At 68.1% G+C, this 25,584-nt stretch carries 19 protein-coding genes; 12 read left to right on the top strand and 7 right to left on the bottom strand.

From position 1 onward, the window contains the following. Nucleotides 1-1,708: 1,708 nt before the first annotated feature. Together ABGB12_RS23755 and ABGB12_RS23750 are read right to left on the bottom strand one after the other, a co-directional pair. Nucleotides 1,709-3,373 carry a hypothetical protein gene (locus ABGB12_RS23755; protein ID WP_347681468.1) on the bottom strand — a complete coding sequence of 555 codons (1,665 nt, stop codon included), beginning with the start codon at nt 3,371-3,373 and terminating at the stop codon, nt 1,709-1,711. Nucleotides 3,374-3,544: 171 nt separating this feature from the next. Further along, a complete protein-coding gene (locus ABGB12_RS23750) occupies nt 3,545-6,280 on the bottom strand; it encodes a transglycosylase domain-containing protein (RefSeq protein ID WP_347681466.1) in 2,736 nt (911 codons plus the stop codon). A gap of 271 nt (nt 6,281-6,551) precedes the next feature. Here ABGB12_RS23750 and ABGB12_RS23745 point away from each other — a divergent pair, with 271 nt between their 5' ends. From ABGB12_RS23745 to ABGB12_RS23735, 3 genes are all read left to right on the top strand, one after another. Continuing rightward, on the top strand, nt 6,552-7,169 hold the full coding sequence (locus ABGB12_RS23745) for a PadR family transcriptional regulator (RefSeq protein ID WP_347681465.1): 618 nt from the start codon (nt 6,552-6,554) through the stop codon (nt 7,167-7,169). 74 nt (nt 7,170-7,243) lie between these two features. Continuing rightward, nucleotides 7,244-8,323: an inositol-3-phosphate synthase gene (locus tag ABGB12_RS23740; RefSeq protein ID WP_347681463.1), complete on the top strand. Its 1,080-nt coding sequence runs from the start codon at nt 7,244-7,246 to the stop codon at nt 8,321-8,323. Between the two features lie 76 nt (nt 8,324-8,399). After that, a complete protein-coding gene (locus ABGB12_RS23735) occupies nt 8,400-9,626 on the top strand; it encodes an MFS transporter (RefSeq protein WP_347681461.1) in 1,227 nt (408 codons plus the stop codon). Between the two features lies 1 nt (nt 9,627). Here ABGB12_RS23735 and ABGB12_RS23730 read toward each other — a convergent pair whose 3' ends face one another. Continuing rightward, a complete protein-coding gene (locus ABGB12_RS23730; RefSeq protein WP_347681459.1) occupies nt 9,628-10,263 on the bottom strand; it encodes a hypothetical protein in 636 nt (211 codons plus the stop codon). Nucleotides 10,264-10,440: 177 nt separating this feature from the next. Between ABGB12_RS23730 and ABGB12_RS23725 the strand changes: the two genes are divergently transcribed. Further along, a complete protein-coding gene (locus ABGB12_RS23725) occupies nt 10,441-11,709 on the top strand; it encodes an adenosylmethionine--8-amino-7-oxononanoate transaminase (RefSeq protein WP_347681457.1) in 1,269 nt (422 codons plus the stop codon). On the opposite strand, the gene ABGB12_RS23720 is transcribed toward ABGB12_RS23725, so the two are convergent. After that, nucleotides 11,706-13,148, bottom strand: coding sequence for a CCA tRNA nucleotidyltransferase (locus tag ABGB12_RS23720; protein WP_347681455.1), 1,443 nt, complete (start codon nt 13,146-13,148; stop codon nt 11,706-11,708). The two genes, ABGB12_RS23725 and ABGB12_RS23720, sit on opposite strands and share 4 nt — an antisense overlap. A 174-nt stretch (nt 13,149-13,322) precedes the next feature. Between ABGB12_RS23720 and ABGB12_RS23715 the strand changes: the two genes are divergently transcribed. From ABGB12_RS23715 to ABGB12_RS23695, 5 genes are all read left to right on the top strand, one after another. Further along, nucleotides 13,323-15,509 (top strand): DUF6049 family protein, encoded by a 2,187-nt coding sequence (locus ABGB12_RS23715; RefSeq protein WP_347681453.1) that lies wholly within the window; start codon nt 13,323-13,325, stop codon nt 15,507-15,509. Beyond that, nucleotides 15,490-17,160 carry a murein biosynthesis integral membrane protein MurJ gene (gene murJ, locus ABGB12_RS23710; RefSeq protein WP_347681451.1) on the top strand — a complete coding sequence of 557 codons (1,671 nt, stop codon included), beginning with the start codon at nt 15,490-15,492 and terminating at the stop codon, nt 17,158-17,160. Before ABGB12_RS23715 ends, murJ begins: the two co-directional genes overlap by 20 nt. 63 nt (nt 17,161-17,223) lie before the next feature. Beyond that, a complete protein-coding gene (locus ABGB12_RS23705; RefSeq protein WP_347681449.1) occupies nt 17,224-18,789 on the top strand; it encodes an AMP-binding protein in 1,566 nt (521 codons plus the stop codon). Then, nucleotides 18,789-19,466: an RNA polymerase sigma factor SigM gene (sigM, locus tag ABGB12_RS23700; protein ID WP_347681447.1), complete on the top strand. Its 678-nt coding sequence runs from the start codon at nt 18,789-18,791 to the stop codon at nt 19,464-19,466. Before ABGB12_RS23705 ends, sigM begins: the two co-directional genes overlap by 1 nt. Then, a complete protein-coding gene (locus ABGB12_RS23695) occupies nt 19,463-20,200 on the top strand; it encodes a hypothetical protein (RefSeq protein ID WP_347681445.1) in 738 nt (245 codons plus the stop codon). Before sigM ends, ABGB12_RS23695 begins: the two co-directional genes overlap by 4 nt. 44 nt (nt 20,201-20,244) lie before the next feature. Here ABGB12_RS23695 and ABGB12_RS23690 read toward each other — a convergent pair whose 3' ends face one another. After that, complete coding sequence (locus ABGB12_RS23690; protein WP_347681443.1) at nt 20,245-20,817, bottom strand: dienelactone hydrolase family protein; 573 nt, start codon at nt 20,815-20,817, stop codon at nt 20,245-20,247. A 106-nt stretch (nt 20,818-20,923) separates the two neighbouring features. Here ABGB12_RS23690 and trxB point away from each other — a divergent pair, with 106 nt between their 5' ends. After that, nucleotides 20,924-21,850 (top strand): thioredoxin-disulfide reductase, encoded by a 927-nt coding sequence (gene trxB, locus ABGB12_RS23685; RefSeq protein ID WP_347681441.1) that lies wholly within the window; start codon nt 20,924-20,926, stop codon nt 21,848-21,850. Continuing rightward, a complete protein-coding gene (trxA, locus tag ABGB12_RS23680; RefSeq protein ID WP_347681439.1) occupies nt 21,847-22,170 on the top strand; it encodes a thioredoxin in 324 nt (107 codons plus the stop codon). Before trxB ends, trxA begins: the two co-directional genes overlap by 4 nt. Nucleotides 22,171-22,231: 61 nt before the next feature. Here the strand turns inward: trxA and ABGB12_RS23675 are convergent, their stop codons facing one another. Next, nucleotides 22,232-23,311 carry a DNRLRE domain-containing protein gene (locus ABGB12_RS23675; protein WP_347681437.1) on the bottom strand — a complete coding sequence of 360 codons (1,080 nt, stop codon included), beginning with the start codon at nt 23,309-23,311 and terminating at the stop codon, nt 22,232-22,234. Nucleotides 23,312-23,413: 102 nt separating this feature from the next. After that, nucleotides 23,414-24,031 carry a GNAT family N-acetyltransferase gene (locus ABGB12_RS23670; protein WP_347681435.1) on the bottom strand — a complete coding sequence of 206 codons (618 nt, stop codon included), beginning with the start codon at nt 24,029-24,031 and terminating at the stop codon, nt 23,414-23,416. 174 nt (nt 24,032-24,205) lie between these two features. Between ABGB12_RS23670 and ABGB12_RS23665 the strand changes: the two genes are divergently transcribed. Then, nucleotides 24,206-25,441 carry a PLP-dependent aminotransferase family protein gene (locus ABGB12_RS23665; protein WP_347681433.1) on the top strand — a complete coding sequence of 412 codons (1,236 nt, stop codon included), beginning with the start codon at nt 24,206-24,208 and terminating at the stop codon, nt 25,439-25,441. The last annotated feature ends 143 nt before the right edge of the window (nt 25,442-25,584 follow it).

The following is a 25,584-nucleotide window of genomic DNA, read 5'->3' as shown; positions in this document are numbered from 1 at the left end:
CTGGAAAGCGGTAGAGCGCGGAGCAGGCCCCCGGCTCCGAGACCTCCCGACAGCACTCACACCGCTGTGGACATCGAGCAACCACGGAGCACCCTGACACCCGTGATCATGGACCACCTGCCGTCCGCCTGGTCCGAGGCGGTCGGCGTCTACGGCTCCGCCTCGCCGTGACCTGGCCCTGGGCAGACTTGATCGCCACCGCCATCACCCGCTTGCAGGCACTGCCCGCACCCACCTGCCCCCCATCCAACCGCCCCAACAGCCCTGGAGGGAGACCACCCGGGTCTGTGGAACCCCGCCCAGCGCGACGCAGTTGGGCCGACACGCATGTCTAACCGCTGAAAAACAGCATTGGTCGGTTCACCACACGACCCGACCAACATCACGAAAGATCGAGGCTAGAACTCGTATTCCGATCAAACGATGCGGAAGCAGATTTAAGTCACACGAACGAAACCATCGCCTTTCTGCCTTCTCCACGTGAAGTACAAGGGAATGAGCCTTTACTCCCCCATCCCGTAGCCAGACCGAGGCAAGACGCGCCCAAGGGCAAGCCGACCGAGCATCAGCCTCCTTCACGTACCCAGAGAATGCGCAAACGTCCAGCTCAAATAGCAGAAGAACTTCACCCAAGCCCCGCTTCGGCCCCGCGAACAGCAAAACAACTATCGTCAAGACGATGACAATATGACATACGCCACATAGACATCTCATTTAACCATGCCTTATTTTTCTCTCAACAAAAACCGAGGGAGAATTATGAACCGGAAAGCGCTCGCCACGCGAATTGGCATTGCAGCCCTTGTCGCAGTCCCGCTCGGAGGGGTGGCGATTCCTTCTTCCCCTGCATTTGCCGCCAGTTGCCAGGGGGGCTCGTGTGACGGCGAAGACCCTGCAGCAAAGGGCTGTTCAACTGACGCGATCACTGCATACTCAACCGTAAACGGCGTGAAAAAGTACGCGTCGTTCACCTATGAGGGATACAAGGTCGAGCTTCGCTACTCCGCCGCCTGCTACGCCTTCTGGGCGAGAGCCACTCCCACCACCAGCTCTGAGGTCAGCGCCTGGCTCAGCAGCACCGGCTACTCGAACGGGGTTTACGTGGAAACCTGGTGGAACAACACCGCACCTTCCACCGGCAATCAATTCCGCACTACGATGTGGGGACGGAGGAGCGGCTCCCAATACTCATACGGAGCAAAAATCTGGGGCGCTTGGGGGAACTTCCCCGCCAAGGAAGTCAGGTGGCCCGTCAAGTAGCCGCCACCCCCATAGGTTCACCCAAAGATCCGGCAGGTGCTCGCAATTTTTATATCGATGCATCGCCGACGGCAGGAGCCTGTACGCAACCGCTAGCCCGCTCTTCCAGGCGAGTCCAGAAGAGAACAGCGCCGGTTGAACTCCGACACGGTTCACTCAGGCATAAATCTTGATGTCTCATGATATTGGCCGGGGCGCGTGGCGACTCGGCCAACTCCGTTCTTCAGCAGGCGTGGCAGCAGGGCGGCCGACTCTCGTGCTGGAGAACGGGGTTCCAGAAGCCCGAGTGGTGCCTTACTTCGTGGCTGGCTCTCGCCAGCGCTGAGCGTGATGTCCATAGCGGTCCTTCCCTGGTCATGGAATCAATCGGGTCGGTGCCGTGGCTCCAGCGCCGCCAGCAGGCCCCTTCCCGAACCCATCCATCGACTTCGGGAAGGGGAACCGCCGGTCAGCCGGTCCACTGCCCCTGGGTGAAGGAGGCTACGAAGGCGGCGGCCAGGGGGAGGGAGAGGGTCAGGTAGAGGCCGGTGAACCAGCGGTGGCGGTACATGAGGTGGCCGAGGACCATCCAGAGGGGGAACCACAGGAGGGTGGCGCGGCCTATGGAGAGGTAGAAGCTGGAGGTCATGAACGCGGCGAGCTGGGTGGAGACGTAGACGGTCTCGGGCCACCGGCGCTGGTAGAGCAGCCAGAGGACGAGGAGGACGCCGACGAAGGCCGCGACGATCTCGACGCGGAAGGCGTTGCTCCATTCGGTCTGGATGGTGAAGGCGTTGTACCAGGTGGTCTTGAAGGCCTCCCAGGGCCAGACGGTGTGGCGGTTCCAGCCCTGCTCCTGGGCGTGCTGCCAGGCCATCGGGTCGCCGGTGCGGTACCACTGGTAGCCCATGTAGGCGCCGATCGACAGGAACGGCGTGACCAGGTACGGGGCGTTGCGCCAGCCGTCCGGGGCCTTGCGGCCGTTCTTGCCCACCAGGAACTCGACGATCAGGCCCAGAGCGAGGAACAGCCCGGTGATCCGGACGATCGAGGCGCCGGCGGCGCACAGGACCGCCAGTTCCCAGCGCCCCTTCTTGGCCAGCAGCCAGGCGGGGATCGCCAGCGCGAGGAACAGCGCCTCGGAGTAGGCCGCGAACAGGAAGACCGCGCACGGGCTGGTGACGAGCGCCAGCACCGCGTAGAAGCCCGGCCCCGGTTTCCTCCACCGCCCTTTCTCCTCAGGCTCGGACCCGTTCCCCTTGGGCTCTGGCCCGTTCTTCTTGGACTCGGATCCGTTCTTCTCAGGAGCCGATCTCTCCCCGAGCTCGGATCCGGATCGCTCCAGAACCGCGGTCCGCCTCGCTTCTCGTCCCGACGGCTCCTCCCGTCCCGACCCATCCTCACGCTCCGAGGCGTCCGCGCCCGGCCCCGCCGATCCATTCGACGCGTCCGGACGAGCCAGAACCCCCGTCCCCGACGAACGCTCCGCCTCGACCGGGGAGCCTCCTTCGGCCGAAGGACTCCCACCAGCCGTGGAGTAGCCCGGGAAGTACCCCTCGGTCTCAGAAGCCTCGAGCTCGTGGAGGGCGGCGGAATCTCCGGCTTCTGAGGCTTTTTCCGGGGCCTGGCGGTCTATCGGGCCGTGGACGCTCTCAGAGGCGTCTTCGGGGGTGCGGGAGGGGCTCGGGGGGAGTGACGTCTTCGGGCTTCGGGGAGATCGTGGGGCTTTGGGGAGTCGTGGAGTCGCGAGAGGAAAAGCGGGGGAGAAGTCGGTGAGGCGGGAGAGGGCGAGGGCGGCCAGGGGGCCGGCGAGGAAGGAGATGAGGAGTCCGGCGGCCCGGTAGTCGGTGACGAGCAGGCCCACCAGGCGGATCGCCATGGGGTAGCCGGGGAAGAAGGCGGGCCAGCTGTAGTCCTCGTAGCGGCCGGGAGGGCCGCCGTCGTAGCCGTAGGTGGCCAGCCACCAGAAGCGGTCGGCGTCCCACTGGTTCCATCGGGTGAGGTAGTCCGGCCAATCGCCTGCGTGCGGGATCACCCGGATCACGACGATGGAGAACCAGGCAGCCGCCAGGTAAGCGAGTACCCAGGTCCCGAGCGCCGCACGGTCGGTGCGCTGAGGGATCAGGTTCTTCATACTGAGGCGTTCTACCACGTCCGCCTTATGACCTTGATAAGCGCTTTCCGCTCCGGAACGGGCGAAGACCCGCACGAAACGTTCGTACGGGTCTTCGTTCGGCGCCGGATGGGCGGGAGATCTTCGACCCGGGCCACGGGTCGTCATGTGGCCCGGAGAAAATCCCGGGCGTTACGGATGTTGCGGGTTGGGGTAGTTCGGATCGTTGTCGTTCGGGTCCTGGTCTGCGGGAATGCCGTCCCCGTCATTGTCGACGGGCTGGTTGTTCGGGTTCCCGTTCCCGTTGTTGTTCGCCTGGCACGCGGGGTAGTCGGGGTGCCACGGGCACCACCAGCCCGGCGGGTTGTTCTCGGTACCGGCCGGCGGCTTGTTCGGGTCGCAGGCCACGGCCGGCGGCAGCTGGCCCTCGGTGCACCCGGGAAGATCCTGCGGGTTCGGGTTGCCGTGGTTGTTGTTGTTCCCGCACTGGCCCGCCAGCTCCATGAGCGGGTTGCACTCGTCGGTCTTCGTCGGCTTGGGCTTCGGAGTGTCGAACTTCTGGGCCTGTCCCGAGTAGGTGGTCGTCGGGAACTCCACGACGTCCGCGTTGGCCAGGGCCTTCTCCATGAAGGCCTTCCAGATGCGAGCCGAGTACTCACCACCGTAGGCGCCGTTGCCGATGTAGTCCTGCATCGAGAGGCTCTCTTGATGGAAGAGGGTCGAGGCTGCGGACAGTTGCGGGGTATAACCAACGAACCAGGTCGCCGCTCCCTTGTCGGTCGTACCGGTCTTGCCGGCCGCCGGCTGGCGGGAGAGCCTGGCCTGGGTACCGGTGCCCTGGGTGACCACCGCGCGCATGGCCACGGTCGCCTGTGCGGCCTGGTCCTCGGTCAGGATCCGCTTACCCGGCTTGGTCCAGGGCAGACTGACCGCTTCGACCTCCTTGCCATCCACCATCTTTGTGATCTTGGTGATGATGTGCGGGGTGACAGCGGTTCCACCGTTGGCAAAAGCCGCGTATCCCGCGGCCTGGTGCATGGCCGTGATGTTGACCGTGCCCAGCGGAAGGCTGGCGTTGGCCTCCAGTTGGCTTTCAGGGAGACCGAACGCCTTCGCCATATCGACGACTTTGTTCATGTCGAGCTTGAGGCCGAGCCGGACGAACGAGGAGTTGATCGACTGCTCGGTGGCCTTGATCAGCGTGATGGCCGGCCCCTCGTTATGCGGGTTGTCCATCCAGTAGCCGTTCGGGTTCTGGGCCTTGCACTGGTCCTTAGAGCGCGGGCCCGGCACGACGTCACCGGTGACCCCGTCCAGGCAGATCAGACCGCGGCCCTCGATCAACGACCGGACGTTGATGTTCTGCGAGAGGGCCGTTGCCAGCACATAGGGCTTGAAGGATGAACCGACCTGCGGCCGCTCCACCAGGGCCGCATCGGACTGCTTCTGCGAATCGCCGCCGTAGAAGGCGACGATCTCCCCGTTCTTCGGGTTCACCGCCACCAGGCCGGCGCGGATGAGCCGTGCCATCTTCTTGGAGGTCGCCTTGGGACCCTGCTCCTTGACAGCCTGCTTGGCGTACTTCATCAGGTTCTTGTCGAGGCTGGTGTAGATCTTGTAACCACCGGTGTACACCAGGTCCTCGTCGAAGTCCGGGATGCTCGCCAGCTCGGTGTTGATCCGTTCCCGGATGTGGTTGGTCTGCTCGTCCTCACCGGAGGTCCACACCCAGCTCTTCTTGGTCACAGGGAACTGCTGCTTGTCCCGCTCGGCCTTGCTCAACCAGCCTTCGGTGACCATGCCGTCGAGCACGTAGTTCCAGCGGAACACCACTCCCTGGTACTTGGCGGAGTCTTTTGCGCACCCAGGACCCACCCGTGTGCAGAAGTAGTACGGCTGCTGGATCATCGACGCCAGCAGCGCGCCCTCGGCGATGGTGAGCTGGTCGACGTTCTTGTGGAAGTACGCGCGGGCGGCGGCCTGGATGCCGTCCGCCTGGCGACCGAAGGGGATGGTGTTCAGGTACTTCTCAAGGATCTCGTCCTTGGAGTACTTGTCCTCCATCTTCAGCGAGGCGAAGATCTCCTTGAACTTTCGCCCGATACTGCGTTCGGTGCTCAGGTTGTTGAGGTAGTTGCGGGCGAGCTGCTGGGTGATCGTCGAACCGCCCTGCACCTGGCCACCGGTGACCGTGTTGTACACGGCGCGAACCAAGCCACGCGGCGATATGCCGGGCTCGGTCTCGAACTGCCGCTGTTCGGCCGCCATCACGGCCTGCCGTACGTGCAGCGGGACCTTCTGGAGTTCGACGTTCTCCCGCGCTTGGCCGACCCGGAAGATCGGTTTGGCGTTCTTGTTGGCCCAATAGACGTTCGAGCCCTGGTCCGTCGCGGTCCGCCTGGCGTCCTTGGTCAGGTCCGGGGTGTCCGTGGTGGCGTAGCCGACGCCGACCAGCGTGCCCGAGGCGATCAGTCCCAGCACGCAGACACCTGCGACGATCTTCCAGTTGGGGATGTACTTCTTCCAGCCCTCCTTCTTCTTGGAGGCCTTCTCATCCCCTTCCCCGGGCGGGTCGGTGTCCCTGATCGGAATCCCGTCGAGTCTCGTCTGGTCGAGGTCGTCGTCGTATCCGACCGCCCCGTTCGCAGACGCGGCCCCGTACCCCTGCCCGTTGGGAGCCGCGTAGGGGTCGCCGTACGGTTGCCCGCCCTGGTCGTACGCGTCGTATCCGTTGCCGTACGCGTCGTGACCGTTGTGGCCCTGGTCGTCGTAGGGAGCGTCCTGGTACGGCTCGAACTGCGGAGCGCTGTTGCCGTACTCCGACTCGCGATAGATCTCTTCACGGGCCTGCGGCGCTGGCCTGAACCAGTCGTCCTCCGGCTCTTGGCCAGGGGCTCCGTGGCCCGGCCCGTAAGGCGGATTACTCACAAGACCTCTTCGGCTGGGTACGGGCCGGGAGGCCCGTACGACGGCACTGCCAGGGCGGTGGCGGGGGGCGGAAGCCCAGCAGCGTCAGGTGTCTAGCGCGTCATGGTACCGAGCGGAGCAACGTGCAGAGGGTGGGATGACCCACACGGTTACGACGCACCCGTACGGAATAGGACATCTTGCGAAGGTGGTTAACACTACGTATCTTGGCGATGTATCGAGCCGATACATTCGGACGATACATCTGGTGGAGATACCGCGGAGGGTGGCCATGGCAGGCAAGAGGGGCGGCGTGCTCGAGCTCGCCGTGCTCGGGCTGCTCCATGAGTCCCCGATGCACGGGTATGAGCTGCGCAAACGGCTCAACACCCTGCTCGGCATGTTCCGGGCGTTCTCCTACGGAACGCTCTACCCCTGCCTCAAGCAGCTCCTCGCACAGGGGCTGATCACCGAGGAGGACCAGGAGACGGTCCCGGGGACGCTCCAGAGCAAACGAGCGAAGATCGTCTACAAGCTCACGGCCGAAGGCAAGGAGCATCTGCAGAGGCTCCTGACCGAAGCCGGTCCCGCGGCTTGGGAGGACGAGGGCTTCGGTGTGCATTTCGCCTTCTTCGGCCAGACGCGGGCGGATGTGCGGCTGAGGATTCTCGAAGGCCGGCGCAGTCGGCTGGAAGAGCGTCTGGAGCATGTGCGGACCGCGCTCACCCGCACCAGGGAGCGGGTCGACAGCTACACCCTCGAGCTGCAGAACCACGGGCTCGAGTCGGTGGAGCGCGAAGTCCGGTGGCTCAACGAGCTGATCGGACGGGAACGGGAACACGCGCGGGCCGCGGACGAGAGACCGCGGCACGATGCGGCAGACGGCAACGACCTGGATGCCCCCGCCTAGGGGCCTCCTTACATACCAAGAGCCTGGGGATCGCATCAGACCCCCGTACAGGGTTAGAGAAAAGGAGCAACCGGATGGGTTCGGTGCGCGTAGCCATCGTTGGAGTGGGCAACTGCGCCTCTTCGCTCGTCCAGGGTGTCGAGTTCTATAAGAACGCGGCACCCGACCAGCGGGTCCCCGGGCTGATGCACGTTCAGTTCGGCGACTACCACGTCGGTGACGTGGAGTTCGTCGCGGCGTTCGACGTGGACGCGAAGAAGGTCGGACAGGACCTCGCGCACGCCATCCACGCCAGCGAGAACAACACGATCAAGTTCGCGGAGGTTCCGCCGACCGGCGTCATCGTGCAGCGGGGCCACACCCACGACGGTCTCGGCGAGTACTACCTCGACATGGTCGAGGAGTCCGACGCCGAGCCCGTGGACGTCGTGCAGGCCCTCAAGGACGCGCGGGTGGACGTGCTCGTGTCCTACCTGCCGGTGGGTTCGGAGGATGCCGACCGCTTCTATGCGCAGGCCTGCATCGACGCCAAGGTGGCGTTCGTGAACGCCCTGCCGGTGTTCATCGCCTCCGACCCCGAGTGGGCGCAGAAGTTCACCGACGCGGGTGTCCCGATCGTCGGCGACGACATCAAGTCCCAGGTCGGCGCGACCATCACCCACCGGGTGATGGCCAAGCTGTTCGAGGACCGGGGGGTGGAGCTGCTGCGCACGTACCAGCTCAACTTCGGCGGGAACATGGACTTCATGAACATGCTGGAGCGCAAGCGCCTGCAGTCCAAGAAGATCTCCAAGACCCAGTCGGTCACCTCGCAGATCCCGCACGAGATGGCCAAGGCCGACGTGCACATCGGCCCGTCGGACCACGTGCCGTGGCTGGACGACCGCAAGTGGGCCTACGTCCGCCTGGAGGGCAAGTCCTTCGGCGACACCCCGCTGAACCTGGAGTACAAGCTGGAGGTCTGGGACTCCCCGAACTCCGCCGGCGTCATCATCGACGCGGTGCGCGCCGCCAAGATCGCCAAGGACCGCGGCATCGGCGGCCCGATCCTGTCGGCCAGCTCCTACTTCATGAAGTCCCCGCCGGAGCAGTACAACGACGACCAGGCCCGTGAGGCGGTCGAGGCGTTCATCCGCGGAGACGTCGAACGGTAACGGCCGGACGATCACGGGGGCCCTGGACGGAGTGCCGTCCGGGGCCCCCGCGTTTTCCGGGCGTATGGTGACTGACGTGGGGATACGTGAAGTCTGGCGGGAGCGGGACTTCCGGCGCCTCTACGCCACCCGGCTGACGTCCCAGTTCGCGGACGGCATGGTCCAGATCGCGCTGGGCGGCTACATCTTCTTCTCGCCGGAGCAGCAGACGACCGCCGCCAAGGCGGCCGTCGCCTTCGCCGTCCTGCTGCTCCCCTACTCGGTGCTCGGCCCGTTCACCGGTGTTCTCCTCGACCGCTGGCGGCGCCGCCAGATCCTGGTCTACACCCCTCTGGCACGGGCTGGGTGCGTCCTGGTGATGACCGGGCTGATGCTGCTGGACACCGACGCCTTCCTGGTCGCGGCGCTGGTCGTGCTGGGCGTCAACCGCTTCTTTCTTGCCGCGCTGCCGGCCGCGCTGCCCCATGTGGTGCGCGGGGAGGACCTGCTGCTGGCCAACACGGTCTCGGTGACGTCGGGGACGATCGCCTCGTTCCTCGGTGCGGGGGTCGGCTTCGTCGTCCAGCTCGCGGGCGCCCAGGCCGCTCTGCTGGCGGCCACGTGCTGCTATCTCGCGACCTCGCTGGTCGCACGCACGCTGCCCGTGAACGGGCTGGGCCCCGACGACGTCCACCGCGAGACCGTGCGGAACGTCGTCGTCGGCATGGTCGCCGGGGCCCGGCACGTCGCCCGCCGCCGTCCGGCCGCCCTGGCCCTGGGCGTGATCTCGCTCTACCGCTTCCTGTACGGCCTGTGGCTGATCATGACGCTGCTGCTGTACCGCAACCACTTCCCGTCGGGGTTCGGGGGAGTGGCGGTCATCACCGCGGTCTCGGGCGCCGGGTACCTCGTGGGCGCGGTGATCACCCCTGCCGTCACCCGCAGGATCGGCAAGACCTTGTGGCTCTCGATCCTGCTGGGCGTGGCCGCGGCCGGGCTGCTGTTCCTGGCCGCCCCGTTCCGCGAGCCGCTCTACGTGGCGAGCGGCTTCGTCCTCGGGGTGGCGGCGCAGGGCGTCAAGGTCTGCGTCGACACCATCGTCCAGCAGTCCGTGGACGACGAGTTCCGCGGCCGGGTCTTCGCCGCCTACGACATGCTCTTCAACGCCACCTTCGTGGCCGCCGCCTGCGTCGCCGCCGTCGTGCTCCCGCCGGACGGGTTGTCGTACGCCGTCCTCGGCTTCATGGTCGTCGCCTATGTGGCGGGCGCGTTCGCGTACTACACGCTGGCCTCGCGGTGGCGGGTGTCGAGCACCGCGTCCTGACTCAGTTCACGGTCCGGACCGCGCCCGCGTTGATGGTGTTGCCCGCGTAGCGGAGCTGGAGCTTGCCGGAAACCGTCTTGAAGGAGTAGCGGCCCTTGGCGTCCGTCACGTCGGCGGTGACGTACGTCCAGGAGCCGTTCCAGCGGTACAGGCGCACCTTCTGCTTGGGGTAGGCCTGGTACTTCCCGTTGGCGGCCATCTTGCGCAGGACGCCGGAGAGGCCGCCGCTACGCGACTTGGAACCGGCGGTGGAGAGGGTGGTGCGGCGCTTCACGTGGAAGTAGACGGTCTCGCCCTTGCTCGAACGGCCGGCGTGGTCGCGCATGGTGAGGACGGCCTTCCACCGGCCGAACTCCTCGGAGCGGTGGAACTTGTACTCGCCTTCCCAGATGCCCGGCCGGTTGCGGACCTGCAGGTCGACCAGGGCGTGGTCGTCGCCGGGGCCGTAGAGGTAGAGGTCCATCGCCCGGACGGACGCGGGCACGTCGCCGGCGGAGAAGGTGACGTAGGTGCCCTGGCCGGGTCCGACGACCACGGTGCCGGGCGAGTGGAGGTCGGCGGAGGGCGCTGCCGCGACGGACTGGGCGGTGCCGAAGAGTAGCGCGGCGGACACGGTGAGGGCTGCTGCGAGACGCACGGCGGACTCCAGGAGATCGGGGGGTGTGCCACTGGTACGCACGATCAAAGTACTAGTGACAAAGTGTCTACTTATGTGTTCTCGCAGGTGAGACAGCTCACGTACCGGACATAAGTGACTAATTACGCAGGTCAACTACCCGCGGGTAACCCAAATCACTGGCGTACCGTGACGGTCATGACCCCTGAGGAGCTTCTGGCCTTCGACCGCGAGCACGTCTGGCACCCCTACGCCCCCATGCCGGCCGTGAACGCCCTCCACCCCGTCGTCTCGGCCCAGGGCGTGCATCTCACCCTGGCCGACGGCACCCGGCTGATCGACGGCATGTCGTCCTGGTGGGCGGTCATCCACGGCCACAACCACCCGGTGCTCAACGCCGCGATCACCGACCAGCTCGGCCGGATGGCCCACGTCATGTTCGGCGGCCTCACCCACCCGCCCGCAGTCGAACTCGCCAAGGCGCTCCTGGACCTCGCCCCCGAGGGGATCACCAAGGTCTTCTTCGCCGACTCCGGCTCGGTGTCCGTCGAGGTCGCCATCAAGATGGCGCTCCAGTACTGGCGCGCCCAAGGGGTCAGCAGGCCGCGCCTGCTGACCGTGCGCGGCGGCTACCACGGCGACACCTTCGGCGACATGGCCGTCTGCGACCCGGTGAACGGGATGCACCACATGTTCACCGACGTCCTGGCCTCGCACGTCTTCGCCCCCGAACCCCCGGCCGGCCCGGACGAGGCCTACGACCGGGCTCTGGGGCGGCTCGTCGCCGAGCACGCCCACGACCTGGCCGGGATCATCGTCGAGCCGATCGTCCAGGGCGCGGGCGGCATGCGCTTCTACGACCCGTCGCACCTGCGGGCGCTGCGGGCGCTGGCCGACGAGCACGGCCTGCTGCTGATCCTCGACGAGATCGCCACCGGCTTCGGCCGCTCCGGCGAGCTGTGGGGCGCCGACCACGCCGGGGTCCTGCCCGACATCATGTGCGTCGGCAAGGCCCTCACCGGCGGCTACCTCAGCATGGCCGCCACCCTGTGCACCGACCGGGTCGCCGAGGGCATCAGCGCCTCCGGCGAGGCCCCGCTGATGCACGGGCCCACCTTCATGGCCAACCCGCTGGCCGCCGCGGTCTCCCGCGCCTCCCTCGGCCTGCTGGCCGAACGCGACTGGCGCACCGAGGTCAAGACCATCGAGGCGGGGCTGACCGCCGGCCTGGAGGGCCTGCGCGGCCTGCCCGGCGTCGCGGACGTGCGGGTCAAGGGCGCGATCGGCGTCATCCAGACCAGCGACCCCGTCGACGCGGCGACGATCCAGCGGGCCACCATGGCGCACGGCGTGTGGCTGCGGCCCTTCGGCCACCTGATCTACACGATGCCGCCCTACATCAGCACCCCGGAGGAGATCGAGCAGATCACCACCGCGATGACCGCGGCCGTCCGCACGCTCGCCTAACCCTGCGGTTCGAGCAGGCCCTCTTCCCGCGCCCAGCCCAGGAGGGCCTCGCGGGCGGCGTTCTTGCCGATCGGGCCCTGGTCCAGGCGCAGTTCCAGCAGGAACTTGTAGGCCCGGCCGACCAGCGGGCCCGGCGCGATGCCCAGGGCCTCCTGGATCTCATCGCCGTTCAGCTCCGGCCGGATCTTGCCCAGCTCCTCCTCGGCCGCCAGCTTGGCGATCCGCGCCTCCAGCGCGTCGTAGGTGCGGGCCAGGCGGTCTGCCTTGCGTTTGTTGCGGGTCGTGCAGTCGGCCCTGGTGAGCTTGTGCAGGCGCGGCAGGAGGTGCCCGGCGTCACGGACGTAGCGCCGGACCGCGGAGTCCGTCCAATCGCCTTCGCCGTACCCGTGGAAGCGCAGGTGCAGCTCGACCAGCCGCGAGACATCGGCGATGACCTCTTTGGGGTACTTCAGCGCGGCGAGCCGTTTCTTGGCCATCTTCGCGCCCACCAGTTCGTGGTGGTGGAAGGACACCCGGCCGCCCGGAAGGTGCGCCCGCGTCCTCGGCTTGCCGATGTCGTGCAGCAGGGCCGCCAGGCGCAGGACGAGGTCGGGTCCGTCCTCCTCCTGGGCGATCGCCTGGTCCAGGACGATCATCGAGTGCTCGTAGACGTCCTTGTGCCGGTGGTGCTCGTCGATCTCCAGCCGGAGCGCGGGCAGTTCCGGCAGGACGTACTTCGCCAGCCCCGAGGCGTCCAGGACGGCCAGACCGGCCCGCGGGTACTTCCCGCAGACCAGCTTGGACAACTCCGCCTGCACCCGCTCGGCCGAGACGATCTCGATCCGGCCGGCCATCTCCTTCATCGCGTCCATGACGGACGCCTCGACGGTGAAGCCGAGCTGGGAGACGAACCGGGCGGCGCGCATCATGCGCAGCGGGTCGTCGTCGAAGGAGTCCTCCGGGGAGCCCGGGGTGCGCAGCACCTTGTCCTTCAGATCCCGCAGGCCGCCGAACGGGTCGACGAACTCCCGGCCGGGCAGGCGCGCGGCCATGGCGTTGACGGCGAAGTCACGGCGCCGCAGGTCCTCCTCCAGGGAGGTGCCGTAGGAGACCTCCGGCTTGCGGGACTTGGGGTCGTAGGTCTCGCTGCGGTAGGTCGTCACCTCCAGCTGCTGGCCGCCCTTGCGCAGCCCCACCGTGCCGAACTCGATGCCGATCGTCCAGACCGCGTCCGCCCAGCCGTCGACCACCTCGAGGACGCGTTCCGGCGGGGCGTCGGTGGTGAAGTCCAGGTCCGTCACCGGCCGCCTGAGGAGCGCGTCCCGGACGGGGCCTCCGACGATGGCCAGTTCGTACCCGGCTTCGGCGAAAAGACGTCCGAGTTCTTCGGCCTCGGCGGGCACCACCCGCCCCAGGAGCTCGGACAGGGCCCTGCGCTGTTCCTCATTCGACACGACCACCAAGGGTAAGCGTTCACGAGAACGCCGCAAAACAAGTATTCACCCTCGGCGACCGAAGGGTCACGAGGAGAGAAACCCTGCTCTCCGGGCCGTTCAGAGGACGCGGACGCCGGTATTTCAGCCTCTGGAGGCCACTACGATCGAGCGCGTGGCAGCGCGGCGAGAGAAGTATCAGTGAAGGCGCGCTTCACGGCTGCTCTCGGAGCGCTCTTCCTGCTCTTCGCGGTCACGGCCTTCTTCCCGGCCGCGACGGCCTCCGCGGCCGGGACTCCCACAGCCGTCCAGAAGCAGCGCCAGGGCATCGTGACGATCGTTCTGGAGTCCATCAAACCGACGATCCTGACGCCGAAGACCAAGAAGCTGTCCGTCCAGGCGAAGATCACCAATCGGGGGACGCGCGCGCTGACCGGCGTGCAGGTGCAGCTCCTGTACGGCGACAGGTTCGGTACGCGCAGCCAGCTGAACGAGTTCTCCCAGAGCCAGACAGAGGAGTCCACCCCTCAGACGCTGGCCTCCGCAGAACCGTTCGATCTCGCCCCCGGCGCGTCCGCACCGGTGGAGCTGAAGAGCAACGCGGTGAACGCCTTCGCCCGGTATCCCGGTCAGCTCTCCGTCTACCCCTTGGCCGTGACGGCGTCGTCACCGGCCACCGGACGTCTCGGCGGCGTGCACACCTACATCAACTACGTCGCCAAGGACGCGAAGAAGAGCATCAGGCCGACCAAGGTCTCCTTCGTGTGGCCGCTCATCGACGGCCCCCACCGCACCACGGACGACAAGTTCTACGACGACGGCCTCGCCTCCTTGATCGACGAGAGCGGCCGGCTGAGCCGCCTGCTGTCCGCGCTGGACACCGGAGACGGATCCGTCACCCTGGCGATCGACCCGGGTCTCCTCACCGATGTGAAGGCGATGCAGGAGAACTACCGGATCCGCAGCTGGAAGAAGGACGATCCGGGGGAGGAGAAGCCCAGGAACGCGGACGCGTCGGCCTGGCTGAGCAAGCTCAAGACCCACGTCAAGAACCCGAAGAGCGCGTTCTTCCTGACGCCCTACGGCGACGTGGACAGCGTCGCGCTGGTCAACAATCGGCTCGCAGGCGGCCAAAGCAGCCTCCTGAAGGCCGCGTACGCCGACAAGAAGCTCGGCCTCGACCTCTTGGAGAAGAACGAGACCTACCCCCTCGCCTGGACTAACGGCGGCACCATCGACCAGAAGACGATCGACCGCCTCGTCGCCAACAAGCAGCTCGGCAGCAAGGTCTTCCTGCTGAGCAGCAACCAGCTGATGGCCAACAGCACCCCCTACACCCCCAGCGCCGCCACCACCGTCCAGACGTCCAAGGGCAGGCACACGACCGCCATCGCCTTCGACGACACCATCCAGCAGATCATCAGCGGCGACACCCGTGCTCCGGGCGCCGCGCTCGGCGCCCAGCAGCGCTACCTGGCCGAGACCGCGATGATCACCGCGGAGGCGCCCAGTCTGAGCCGCACCCTGGTCGTCTCCCCTGACCGGCGCTGGAACCCCGACCTCGCCTTCGCCGAGAGCCTGCTGAACCACAAGGACGCGAGGAGCAACTGGCTCAGGCCCACCTCCCTCCGCGAGATCGCCAAGCCGGCGAACCGGACGTCCGACCGCACGTACGTCACCTACACCGACGGCGACCGCGAGCTCAGCAGGCACTACCTGGAGACGGTGAAGGCGATGAACACGCAGGCCTACGCCTTCTCCAAGATCTTCCCTCAGCCCGACACCTCGCTCCAGCGGGCGGCGATGCGGGTGGCCTCCAACTACTGGCGGGGCACCGAGAAGCGCAGGACCGCCGCCTACCGCTACCAGGACGCCGCGTCGGACGACCATGAGATCGAGGTCAACAAGGTCAGCCTGGTCAAAGGCGAGAAGGAGCGGCAGCTCGCCGGCTCGTCGGGGGTGCTGAGGCTCACCATCGCCAACGACTTCACCCAGGACAGGGGGCCGGTCGACGTCCTCATCGAGATCTCCACCTACCCGGTGCGCCAGCTGGTCTTCCCGGACGAGGAGGACAAGGGCCAGGACGTCTACCGGCTGGAACGCACGATCGAGGCCGGCCAGAAGGACACCATCCAGGTGCCGGTGAAGCTGCCCACGGGAAGCTCGTTCCAGAACAAGATCGAGGTCGAGGTCAGGATCTACAACAAGCAGTACGAGAAGATCAACACCCAGAGCGTCTTCGTCAGAACGACCGGGATCTCCTCAATCGGCCTCTTCATCACCGTTGGTGCCCTCGCAGTGCTGGCCGTCGGCGTAGGCTTCCGTGGAATGCGCGCGCGGCGGCGCCGCAAGGAGGAGGAAGCACAGCATGACGGAGCAGCGGTCTGAGGAACAGACCGGGGGCGCGGCCTCGAGCCTGATGCGCTCGGGCGCCCTCATGGCCCTGGGCACCATCGCCTCCCGGATCACCGGGTTCGTCCGCAGCGCCGTGATCATCATCGCGCTGGGCAACGGCGTCCTCGGCTCGATCTACAACCTCTCCAACACCATCCCGAACATCGTCTACGACCTGCTGTTCGGCGGGATCCTCACCTCGGTGATCGTGCCGCTGATCGTCCAGGCCAAGAAGCGCGACGCCGAATACGGCAAGCAGTACGAGCAGCGCTTCTTCACCGTCACGATGCTCGGGCTCGCCGTGATCACGGTGCTCGCGGTGGTGGCCGCCCCGCTCATCATGAGCGCCTACGGAGGCTCCGAACTCCAGGGCGACGACCTGCGGCTGGCCGTCCTGTTCGCGATGTTCTTCCTCCCCCAGATCTTCTTCTACGGAGTGGGCGCCTTCGCCGGGGCGATCCTCAACACGCGAGACTCCTTCGCCGCCCCGATGTGGGCGCCGGTCCTCAACAACGTCGTGGTCATCGGCGTCGGCATCGCGTTCCTGCTGATCCAGAGCGGCGGCAAGCCGAACGCCTCCTCCCTCACCGACGCCGAATTCCTCCTGCTGGCGATCGGCACCACCGGCGGCATCGTGCTGCAAACGCTCGTGCTGTGGCCCGCGCTGCGCCGCGTCGGCTTCCGGTGGCGGCCCCGGCTGAACTTCGCCAAGGGCGAGCTCTCCCAGGTCGGCCGCACCGCCGGCTGGACGCTCTTCTACGTCCTGCTCACCCAGATCGGCTTCCTGATCGTCACGCGCCTCACCAACAGCGCGGGCTTCCAGGCCGTCGACGAGGGCCTGAGCGAGGCGTACGGGTACGCCTCCTACTCGACGGCCTACCAGTTCTTCCAGCTCCCGTACGCGATCGTCGCGGTCTCCGTCATCACCGCGCTGCTGCCCCGGATGAGCGGTCACGCCGCCGAGGGCAACACCGACCTGGTCCGCGACGACTTCTCCTCCGGGCTGCGGCTGTCGTCCGTCCTGGTCATCCCCGGCGCGGCCCTCATGCTCGCCCTCGCGCCCGACATCGTCAACGCGCTGTTCGCCCACGGCAACACCAGCCCCGCCGACGCCGCGGTCATCGGGCGGATCATGCAGATGCTCGCCGTCGCGCTGGTGCCGTTCTCGATCTACCAGCTGATGCTGCGCGTCTTCTACGCCTACCGGGACACCCGGACGCCCGCGCTCATCGCGATCGGCACCGTCGCGACCAACATCACGACCGCCTACCTGGCCTACCGGACGCTGCCCACCGAGGACATCGTCGTCGGCATCGCCGGCGCCTTCGTGATCACCAACACGGTGGGAGTGCTCCTGTGCGGAATCGTCCTGCGCCGCCGCCTCGGCAGGATCGACGCTGGCCGAATCATCGTCTCTCATGTCAAGATGCTGGCTGCCGCGGGTCCGCTCGCGGCCTTCGCGCTCGGATGCCACGTGCTGCTGGAGAAGTGGGCCGGAACCGGTCTCATGCCCTCTCTGGCGGCCCTCGTGCTCGGTGGGCTCGGGGGTGGCATCCTGTACCTGGCCGCCGCCCGGGTCCTCCGCGTCCCGGAGGTGGAGACGATGCTGAGCACGCTCGGCTCCCGGATCCCCGGTCTGCGCTAGGCCCCCTTTCCCTACTACGATGTCAGGCACCATGGGATTCGATGATGTGCGGCGGAAGAGGTCATGAGCACGTCCGTCATTGAGCCCGGGACCAGGCTCGCCGGCAGGTACCGCCTCGAGGAGAAGGTCAGCGAGGCCGACGGCTCGACGCTGTGGAAGGCGATCGACGAGATCCTGGCGCGGGCCGTCGCCGTCCGCACCTTCGAGCCCGGATTCCCCCGCGCCGCCGAGGTCGTCACCGCCGCGCGCACCGCCTCCCGGCTCACCGACCCCCGCCTCACCCAGGTCTTCGACGCCGACGACGACGGCGAGCTCGCCTACGTCGTCAGCGAGTGGGTCAGCGGCGAGACCCTCGAAGAGATGATCATCTCCGGCGGTCCGCTGGCCCCCGGCCGGGCCGCCCGGTTCGTCTCCGAGGCGGCCGAGGCCCTCACCGCCGCGCACCAGTCCGGCATGTCCCACCTGTGCCTCACCGCCCGCCACCTGGTCTGGACGACCGGCGGCACGGTCAAGCTCACCGGCCTGGGCGTCGAGGCGGTGCTGTGCGGGGTCAACTCCACCGAGCCCGCCCGGCTCGACGCGCTCGGCCTCGGCCAGATGCTCTACGCCGCGCTGACCGGCCACTGGCCCGGCGCCGCGAGCGAGTCGTCGCTGCCGTCCGCCCCCGAGCGGGACGGCGACTACGTCCCGCCGCGCGAGCTGCGCGAGGAGGTGCCCGCCGCGGTCGACGAGATCGTCTGCCGGGCGATGGAGATCGGCGCGCCCGAGGAGCCGCTGACCACCCCCGCCGAGGTCGCCGCCGCGCTCACCCGGGTGCCGCGCACCCCGCTGCCGCTCTTCGCCGGACTGCAGTCGGGCCCGCCGCCCTCGGTGATCAACCGGCCGCGCCCGTCCGAGGCCCCGCCCAAGACCGTGCCCCAGCCGCGGCCCGCGGCGACCCGGCCCGCACCCGCGCCCCCGCAGGCCACCGCGCGGCTGTCGATGCCGTCCGCCGGTCCCGTGTCCGCGCCCCCGTCCGGGAGCCTGGCGGTCAACCGTCCGCTGGTCGCCGCGGCGGCCGCGGTGGCCGCCCTCGTCATCGGCATCGCCGCCTGGCAGTTCACCGGCGGCGACGACAAGACCCCCTCCGGCCCGAACGCGACGACCGCGGTGCCCCCGCCCGTCGCCTCCCCCGCCTCGAAGAAACTGCACATCGCCTCGGCCGAGGGGATCTTCGAGACCGGAGTCGGCAACCGCCCGGACGGCAAGGTCGAGTCCACCGCGCCGCTCATCAAGGACAAGAAGAACGGCACGTACTTCGAGACCGAAGGCTACAAAGGCCAGTACATGACCACCTTCGGCAACCTGCTGAAGGGCGCGGGCGTCATCCTCGACCTGGGGAGCCCCAAGCAGGTCAGCAAGGTCGTGCTGCACTCTCCCTCCACGAGCACCGGCGCGCGCGTGGAGGTCTACGTCGGGGACGCCCGAGACCGTTCGCTGCTGACCCGGTTCGGCACCACGGCGCTGGGCCCCGACCTCACCGAGATCACCGGGACCGCCGTTCCCGGCCGGTACGTGATGCTCTGGTTCACCACATCACCGACAGGCAAAATCCAGATCGGCGAGGCCACCGTTCACGGGACGGATTGATGCTCTTGTTCGGAAACAAGCAGATCGACACGATCCCCGACAAGGAGCTGCTCGCCAAGCACGCCCAAGGCGACCCCCGGGCCTTCCCCGAACTGGTCTCCCGGCACCGCGACCGGATGTGGGCGGTGGCCCTGCGCACCATCGGCGACCAGGAAGAGGCGGCCGACGCCCTGCAGGACGCCTTCCTGTCCGCCTACCGGGCGGCCGGCAAGTTCCGCGGCGAGTCCGCCGTCACCACCTGGCTGCACCGGATCGTGGTCAACGCCTGCCTGGACCGGCTGCGCCGCCGCACCGCGCGGCCCACCGTGGCCTTCCCCGATGACGACGTCCTGGACGCCGTCGCCCCCAAGAACGCCGACCCGACCTCCGCGCACGAACTCAGCCTCGACGTCGCCGACGCGCTGCGCCAGATCCCCTACGAGCAGCGGGCCGCCCTCGTCCTCGTCGACATGATGGGCTACACCGTCGAGGACGCCGCCCGGGTGCTGGAAGTGCCCCCGGGAACGATCAAAAGCCGGTGCGCCCGGGGCCGGGCGAGATTGGTGCCACTTCTCCGCCATCTTCGGAACCGGACGGACGGCAACAACGTCGGACCTTCGAACGTTGACTCTCAGGTCCCCGCCGTACCCCGCCAGGCTGGGCCATCGGTGCTCGAAGAAGGAGGGAGCGCGTCGTGAGCGGACAACACGTCGACTATGACGTGCTCGCGGATCTCGCCGAAGGGCTGCTGGAAGAGCTGCCCGCGACATCGGTCCGTGCGCATCTGGAAGAGTGTGCGGAGTGCCGGGAGCGCTCGGCCGATCTGGCGAGCGTCAGCCGGATCCTGGCCTCGGCCCCCATGCCGCCCATGCCGGAGTCCCTGGCCGCCCGGCTGGACGCCGCGATACTGGCCGAAGCCAAGGAAGGAGCCCCGGTCATCGACCTGGCGGCACGCAGAAGGATCAGGATGCAGCGCATCCTGTCCGTGGCGGCGGCCGTCACCGTCGTCTCCGGAGCGGGACTGGCCATCGCCAACGGAGCCCTGGACACCGGAGCCGGCAACGGCACCCTGGCCCTCGTCCTCGAGAACCGCGAACCGGTGCCGGTGGCGTCCACGAAGAAGCTCCCGCTGGTCACCAGCCCCACCCAGTACAAGAAGCACACCCTGGCCGCACAGGTCGAGGAGCAGCTCCGCAAGACCGCCGACATCCGTCCCGGCACCGTCCCCGGCAGGCTGCTGGACTGCGTGAGGTCCGTGGCCGGCGCGTCGGCTCCGGTGCTGCTGGTCGACAACGCCTGGTTCGACGGGCGCGAGGCCACGGTGATCGTCGTGACCGAGCCGTCGTCGAACGACATGGTCGCCTACGCCGTCGGGGCGCAGTGCTCAGCCCAGGAGCAGGACCTCTTCTCGACCGTCCGGATCGCGGGCTGAAGAACGATCCGAAGGCCCGCCCCGCCGGGGCGGGCCTTCGCCGTCTAACCGACCTCCGCCAGGAAGTCCAGGGCGATCGCCCAGGCCTGCTCGGCGTAGTGGACGTCGTAGTCCGGCAGCCCGGAGTCGGTGAAGAGGTGCCCAGCCCCCTGGTACCGGAAGATCTCGACGTCCGCGCCGGCCCGGCGCATCTCCACGTACCAGCTGTTCAGCCAGTCCGACGTCTCGTACAGGTCGGGGTCGGCGACGTGGAGCTGCACCGGGAGCTCCGTCTGGGCGTCCTCCGCCAGGTCCGACGTGCCGTGGATGAGCAGCAGCCCTCTGGCGTGCTCGTCCGCCAGCCCGATCGTCTGGGCGATCGCCGCGCCGAGCGAGAACCCCGCGTAGACCAGCCCCGCCGCCGAGTGCGGCGCCGCCGCCTCGACCGCCCGCTCCAGGAGGGCGTCCCGGCCGATCTCCTCGAAGATCACCTTGGCGTCGGCCATGGTCTCGGCGACCCTGCCCTCGTACAGGTCGGGCACGTGCACCACATGCCCCGCCTCGCGTAGCCTCGTCGCCGCCTCCGACACCGCCGGCCGCAGTCCGTACACCGAGTGGAACAATAGGATCTCCGCCACGCCCCCTACCCTATGCGGCGGCAGGGCACTCCCTCTTCCGGGAATGAGCGGGCCATAGGATTCGTTGTCGCCGCATGGCAGACGGCCTCAGATCAAGGGAGCAGCAGTGAGCACCGACATCCGCAATGTGATCATCATCGGATCCGGTCCGGCCGGGTACACGGCGGCGATCTACGCGGCTCGGGCGGACCTCAAGCCGCTGTTGTTCGAGGGATCGGTCACCGCGGGCGGTGCTCTCATGAACACCACCGAGGTGGAGAACTTCCCCGGTTTCCCCGACGGCATCATGGGCCCCGACCTCATGGACAACCTGCGCAAGCAGGCCGAGCGCTTCGGCGCCGAGCTCGTCACCGACGACGTCACCGAGGTCGACCTCACCGGGCACCCCAAGGTCGTCAAGGTGGGCGACGAATTCCACTACGCCAAGGCCGTCATCATCGCCACCGGCTCCGGCTACCGCGAGCTGGGCCTGGAGAACGAGAAGCGGCTGTCGGGCCGGGGCGTCTCCTGGTGCGCCACCTGCGACGGCTTCTTCTTCCGCGACCAGAACATCGCGGTGGTCGGCGGCGGCGACACCGCCATGGAAGAGGCGATCTTCCTCACCAAGTTCGCCCACGTGACCGTGATCCACCGCCGGGACACCCTCCGCGCCAGCAAGATCATGCAGGAGCGGGCACTGGCCAACCCGAAGATCAGCTTCCTGTGGGACAGCGAGGTCGTCGACGTGCTCGGCGAGGACCGGGTCACCGGTCTGAAGGTCCGCAACGTCAAGAAGGACGAGATCGGCGAGCTGGACGTCACCGGCCTGTTCATCGCCATCGGCCACGACCCGCGCAGCGAACTGTTCAAGGGGCAGGTCGACGCCGACGCCGAGGGGTACCTCCAGGTGCAGCACCCGACCACCAAGACGAACCTGCCCGGCGTGTTCGCCTGCGGCGACGTGGTCGACCACGTCTACCGTCAGGCCATCACCGCCGCGGCCAGCGGCTGCTCCGCCGCGATCGACGCCGAGCGTTACCTTCAGGAGGGTTGAGAACGATGAAGGCAGTGACGGACGACGACTTCCAGAGCGAGGTCCTGGACAACGACAAGCCCGTCCTCGTGGACTTCTGGGCCGAATGGTGCGGCCCTTGCCGGATGGTCGCGCCGATCCTCGAGGAGATCGCCGCCGAGCACGGCGACAAGATCTTGATCGTGAAGCTCAACATCGACGAGAACCCCAAGGTCCCGCGGGACTACGGGATCATGCAGATTCCGACGATGAACGTCTACCGCAACGGTGAGGTCGTCAAGCAGATCATGGGGGCCAAGCCCAAGGCCGTCATGCTGCGGGAGCTCTCCGAGTTCCTGTAGGCGCCCGGCGTCGAGAAGGCCCGCCCGGATCCGTCCGGGCGGGCCTTTCGCATGACCGGTCTCAGGCGGGCTTCGCCTCGTCCCCCGCAGCGGGGACGGGGGGGACGACGGGCTCGGGAGCGGCGGGCTCGGGAGCGGCGGGCTCGGGAGCGGCGGGCAGGTCGACGGCGAACTCGCACCAGTCCGTCCACGGGCCGGAGCGGGCCGGGACGTCGTCGAAGCCCTGCAGGCGCCAGCGGTAGACCCCGTCCTTCTTGAAGGTGCCGGCGGGGAGCGCGACGGTGAGGTTCCTGCCCTCGCCGGGGTTCGAGAACTGCATCTTGGAGTCCTGGGTGCCGTTCTCCCCGACCGTCTCCCACTCGACGCGCAGCCCGACGAAACCGCCGTCCGCGTCGGCGACCGTGCCGCTGAACGCGGCGTTGCCCACCTCGATCTCCGGACGGTCCGGGCCGACCGCGCAGCCCCCGTTGTTGAAGGAGGCGCCGCCGACGGCCTGCGGCGCGTTCGCGCCCGGGTCGCCGAACGCGCCGCCGTCGTCGTCGTTGTTGTTGCTGTAGGCCCGGATGGTGAGCCTGGCGGAGTGGGAGAGCTTGAGGAAGTTCTTCGCCTTCTTCTCGTCGGTGGCGACCAGACGGATGCTGAGGTTGTCGCCGCCCTGGTCCAGCACGCGCAGCGCCGCCTTCGTGAGGTTCAGGTCGAGTGCCTTGCCGGAGCACTTCGGCTTGAAGGTGCCCAGCGTCCGGACGACCTTCGGCTGCTTCTTCCACGTGGGCCTGGCGGGGACCGTCCGGGTCTGCTGGACCCTGACGGCGGGGGCGCCGCCGCGGCGGCAGGCGTTCGGCGCCTTGACCGGGACGCGCAGCCGGACGGAGCTGACGACGTCCTCGCTCATCGCGTCCGACAGGTCGATCCGGTAGTAGGCGCGGTACACGGCCTTGCCGGAGCGTCCGACCGGGACGGCGCCCTTCTTCTGGGAGAAGGACTTCTTCGGCTGACCGCTCGACACGTACGCCCAGGCGAGTTTCGACGCCTTGGCCCGCGCGGTCGTCTGCTCGGGCGCCGGTTCCGCCGCGGCCGCGGAGGCCAGGACGCTCATCGACAGGGCCGTGACGGCGGTGAGGGCGGTCAGGCGTGCTTTCACGCGGGAACCTCTTCGGGGGTGGGGGATCGGTGCGGGGAGCCTACCGAGCATTGTCCGAAAAGGGATAGAGGCTGCCGAAATCGTTAAGCCACTGAGAAGGCCTCAGGCGGGCCGCAGCGCGCCCTCCGGAGTCATGGACCCCAGCAGGCGTTCCAGGGCCACCTCGACGTCCTCACGCCACGACAGGGCGGAACGCAGGTCGAGGCGGAGCCGCGGATAGCGGTGGTGCGGGCGGATCGTCTTGAAGCCCACGGACAGCAGGTAGTCGGCCGGGACCATGCAGCCGCCCTCCTCGGGCTTCAGGTCGCCGAACGCCTCGATCGCCTTGACGCCCCGGCGCGTCAGGTCCTTGGCGACGCCCTGGACGAGCATGCGGCCGAGCCCGCCGCCGGTGAACTCCGGGAGGATGTGCGCGGTCATCAGCAGGACGGCGTCCGCGGAGACCGGGCTCGTCGGGAACGCCGCCGAGCGCGGAACGTAGAGCGGCGGAGCATAAAGCACGAACCCGGCGGGAATATCATCGACGTAAGCGATTTTGCCGCAGCTGCCCCATTCGAGCAGCGTCGCCGAGATCCAGGCCTCTTTCTCCAACTCCGGGGCACCCGCCTCCACGGCCCGCTCCCGGCTCACCGGATCGAGTTCCCAGAACACGCAGTGGCGGCAGCGACGCGGCAGGTCGACGACGTTGTCGAGGGTGACATTCACAAGGCGACGTGACACCGGGCGCACACCTTCCGTCAGTGGTCGGTCGATCAGGCCGCCTCCCCGGCTCACTCGATCGATCGAGTCAACCGAAATGACCCCGCAGGCATCGTATCCAATACCGAGCGCCGGGAACCGTAGCCCGTACCGTACGGTGGTACCCGGCCCAGTGCCCTCACCAGGAGGAAGAAAATGGAGACCACCCGCACCGACTCGCATCTCGACCGTTACGCCGCCCGTGCCCAGGGCATGGTGGCCTCCGAGATCCGAGCTCTGTTCGCGGTGGCCTCCCGGCCGGAGATCGTCTCCCTCGCGGGCGGCATGCCGTTCATCAACGCCCTGCCGCTGGACGCGGTGGGCGCGATGCTCCAGCACCTCGTCGCCACCAGGGGCGCCGAGGCGCTCCAGTACGGCTCCGCCCAGGGCGACCCCGGGCTCCGCGAGCGCATCTGCGACGTGATGGCCCTGGAGGGCATCGTCGCCAGCCCCGACGACGTCACCGTCACCGTCGGCTCCCAGCAGGCGCTGGACCTCATCACCAAGATCTTCGTGGATCCGGGTGACGTGGTGCTGGCCGAGTCCCCCTCCTACGTGGGCGCGCTCGGCACCTTCGCCGCCTACCAGGCCGAGGTCGTGCACGTCCCGATGGACGACCAGGGCATCATCCCCGAGGCGCTCCGCGAGACGCTGACGCGGCTGCGCGCCGAGAACCGGCGGGTGAAGTTCCTCTACACGGTGCCGACCTTCCAGAACCCGGCCGGCGTGACGATGTCCGTCCCCCGCCGCGCCGAGGTCCTGGCCCTCGCCGAGGAGTTCGACCTCCTCATCATCGAGGACAACCCGTACGGCCTGCTGAGCTTCGACGCGCCGCCGCCGCGGCCGCTGCGCGCGGACGAGTCCGAGCGCGTGATCTACCTGGGCTCGTTCTCCAAGACCTTCGCCAGCGGCCTGCGGGTCGGCTGGGCCCTGGCCCCGCACGCCGTCCGCGCCAAGCTCGTCCTGGCCGCCGAGTCCGCGATCCTCTCCCACAGCAACCTGACCCAGCTGGCCGTCCGCGAGTTCATGGACACCCACCCCTGGCGGGACCAGGTGAAGTCCTTCGCCGAGCTGTACCGCGAGCGCCGCGACACCATGCTCCGGGCGCTGGAGGAGACGATGCCCGAGGGCACCACCTGGACCCGCCCCGCCGGCGGCTTCTTCGTGTGGCTGACCCTCCCCGAGGGACTGGACTCCAAGGCCATGTCCCCCCTGGCCATCGCCAACCGCGTCGCCTACGTCCCCGGCACCGGCTTCTACGCCGACGGCCAGGGCAACCGCCACATGCGCATCTCCTACTGCTACCCCGAGCCCGCCCGCATCCGCGAGGGCGTCCAGCGCCTGGCCTCCGTCATCCACCAGGAACTGGCCCTCCGCGACACCTTCAGCTGATCGCCTTCCCACCAGAAGCCGCCCGGTGCCCCCGGGCGGCTTCTCTCTTTCCGGCACCTTCCGCCCGCACCCGGAACCCGGGCCCGGGGCGGTCCGCGAGGAGCCGACCACGAAACCGCCGACGCGGGGAAGACCGGGCCGGG

Source organism: Actinocorallia sp. B10E7, from assembly GCF_039871655.1.
Classification (GTDB): Bacteria; Actinomycetota; Actinomycetes; order Streptosporangiales; family Streptosporangiaceae; genus Actinocorallia.
The sequence above is the reverse complement of the archived record's forward strand: the minus strand, read 5'-3'. Positions and strand labels throughout refer to the sequence as shown.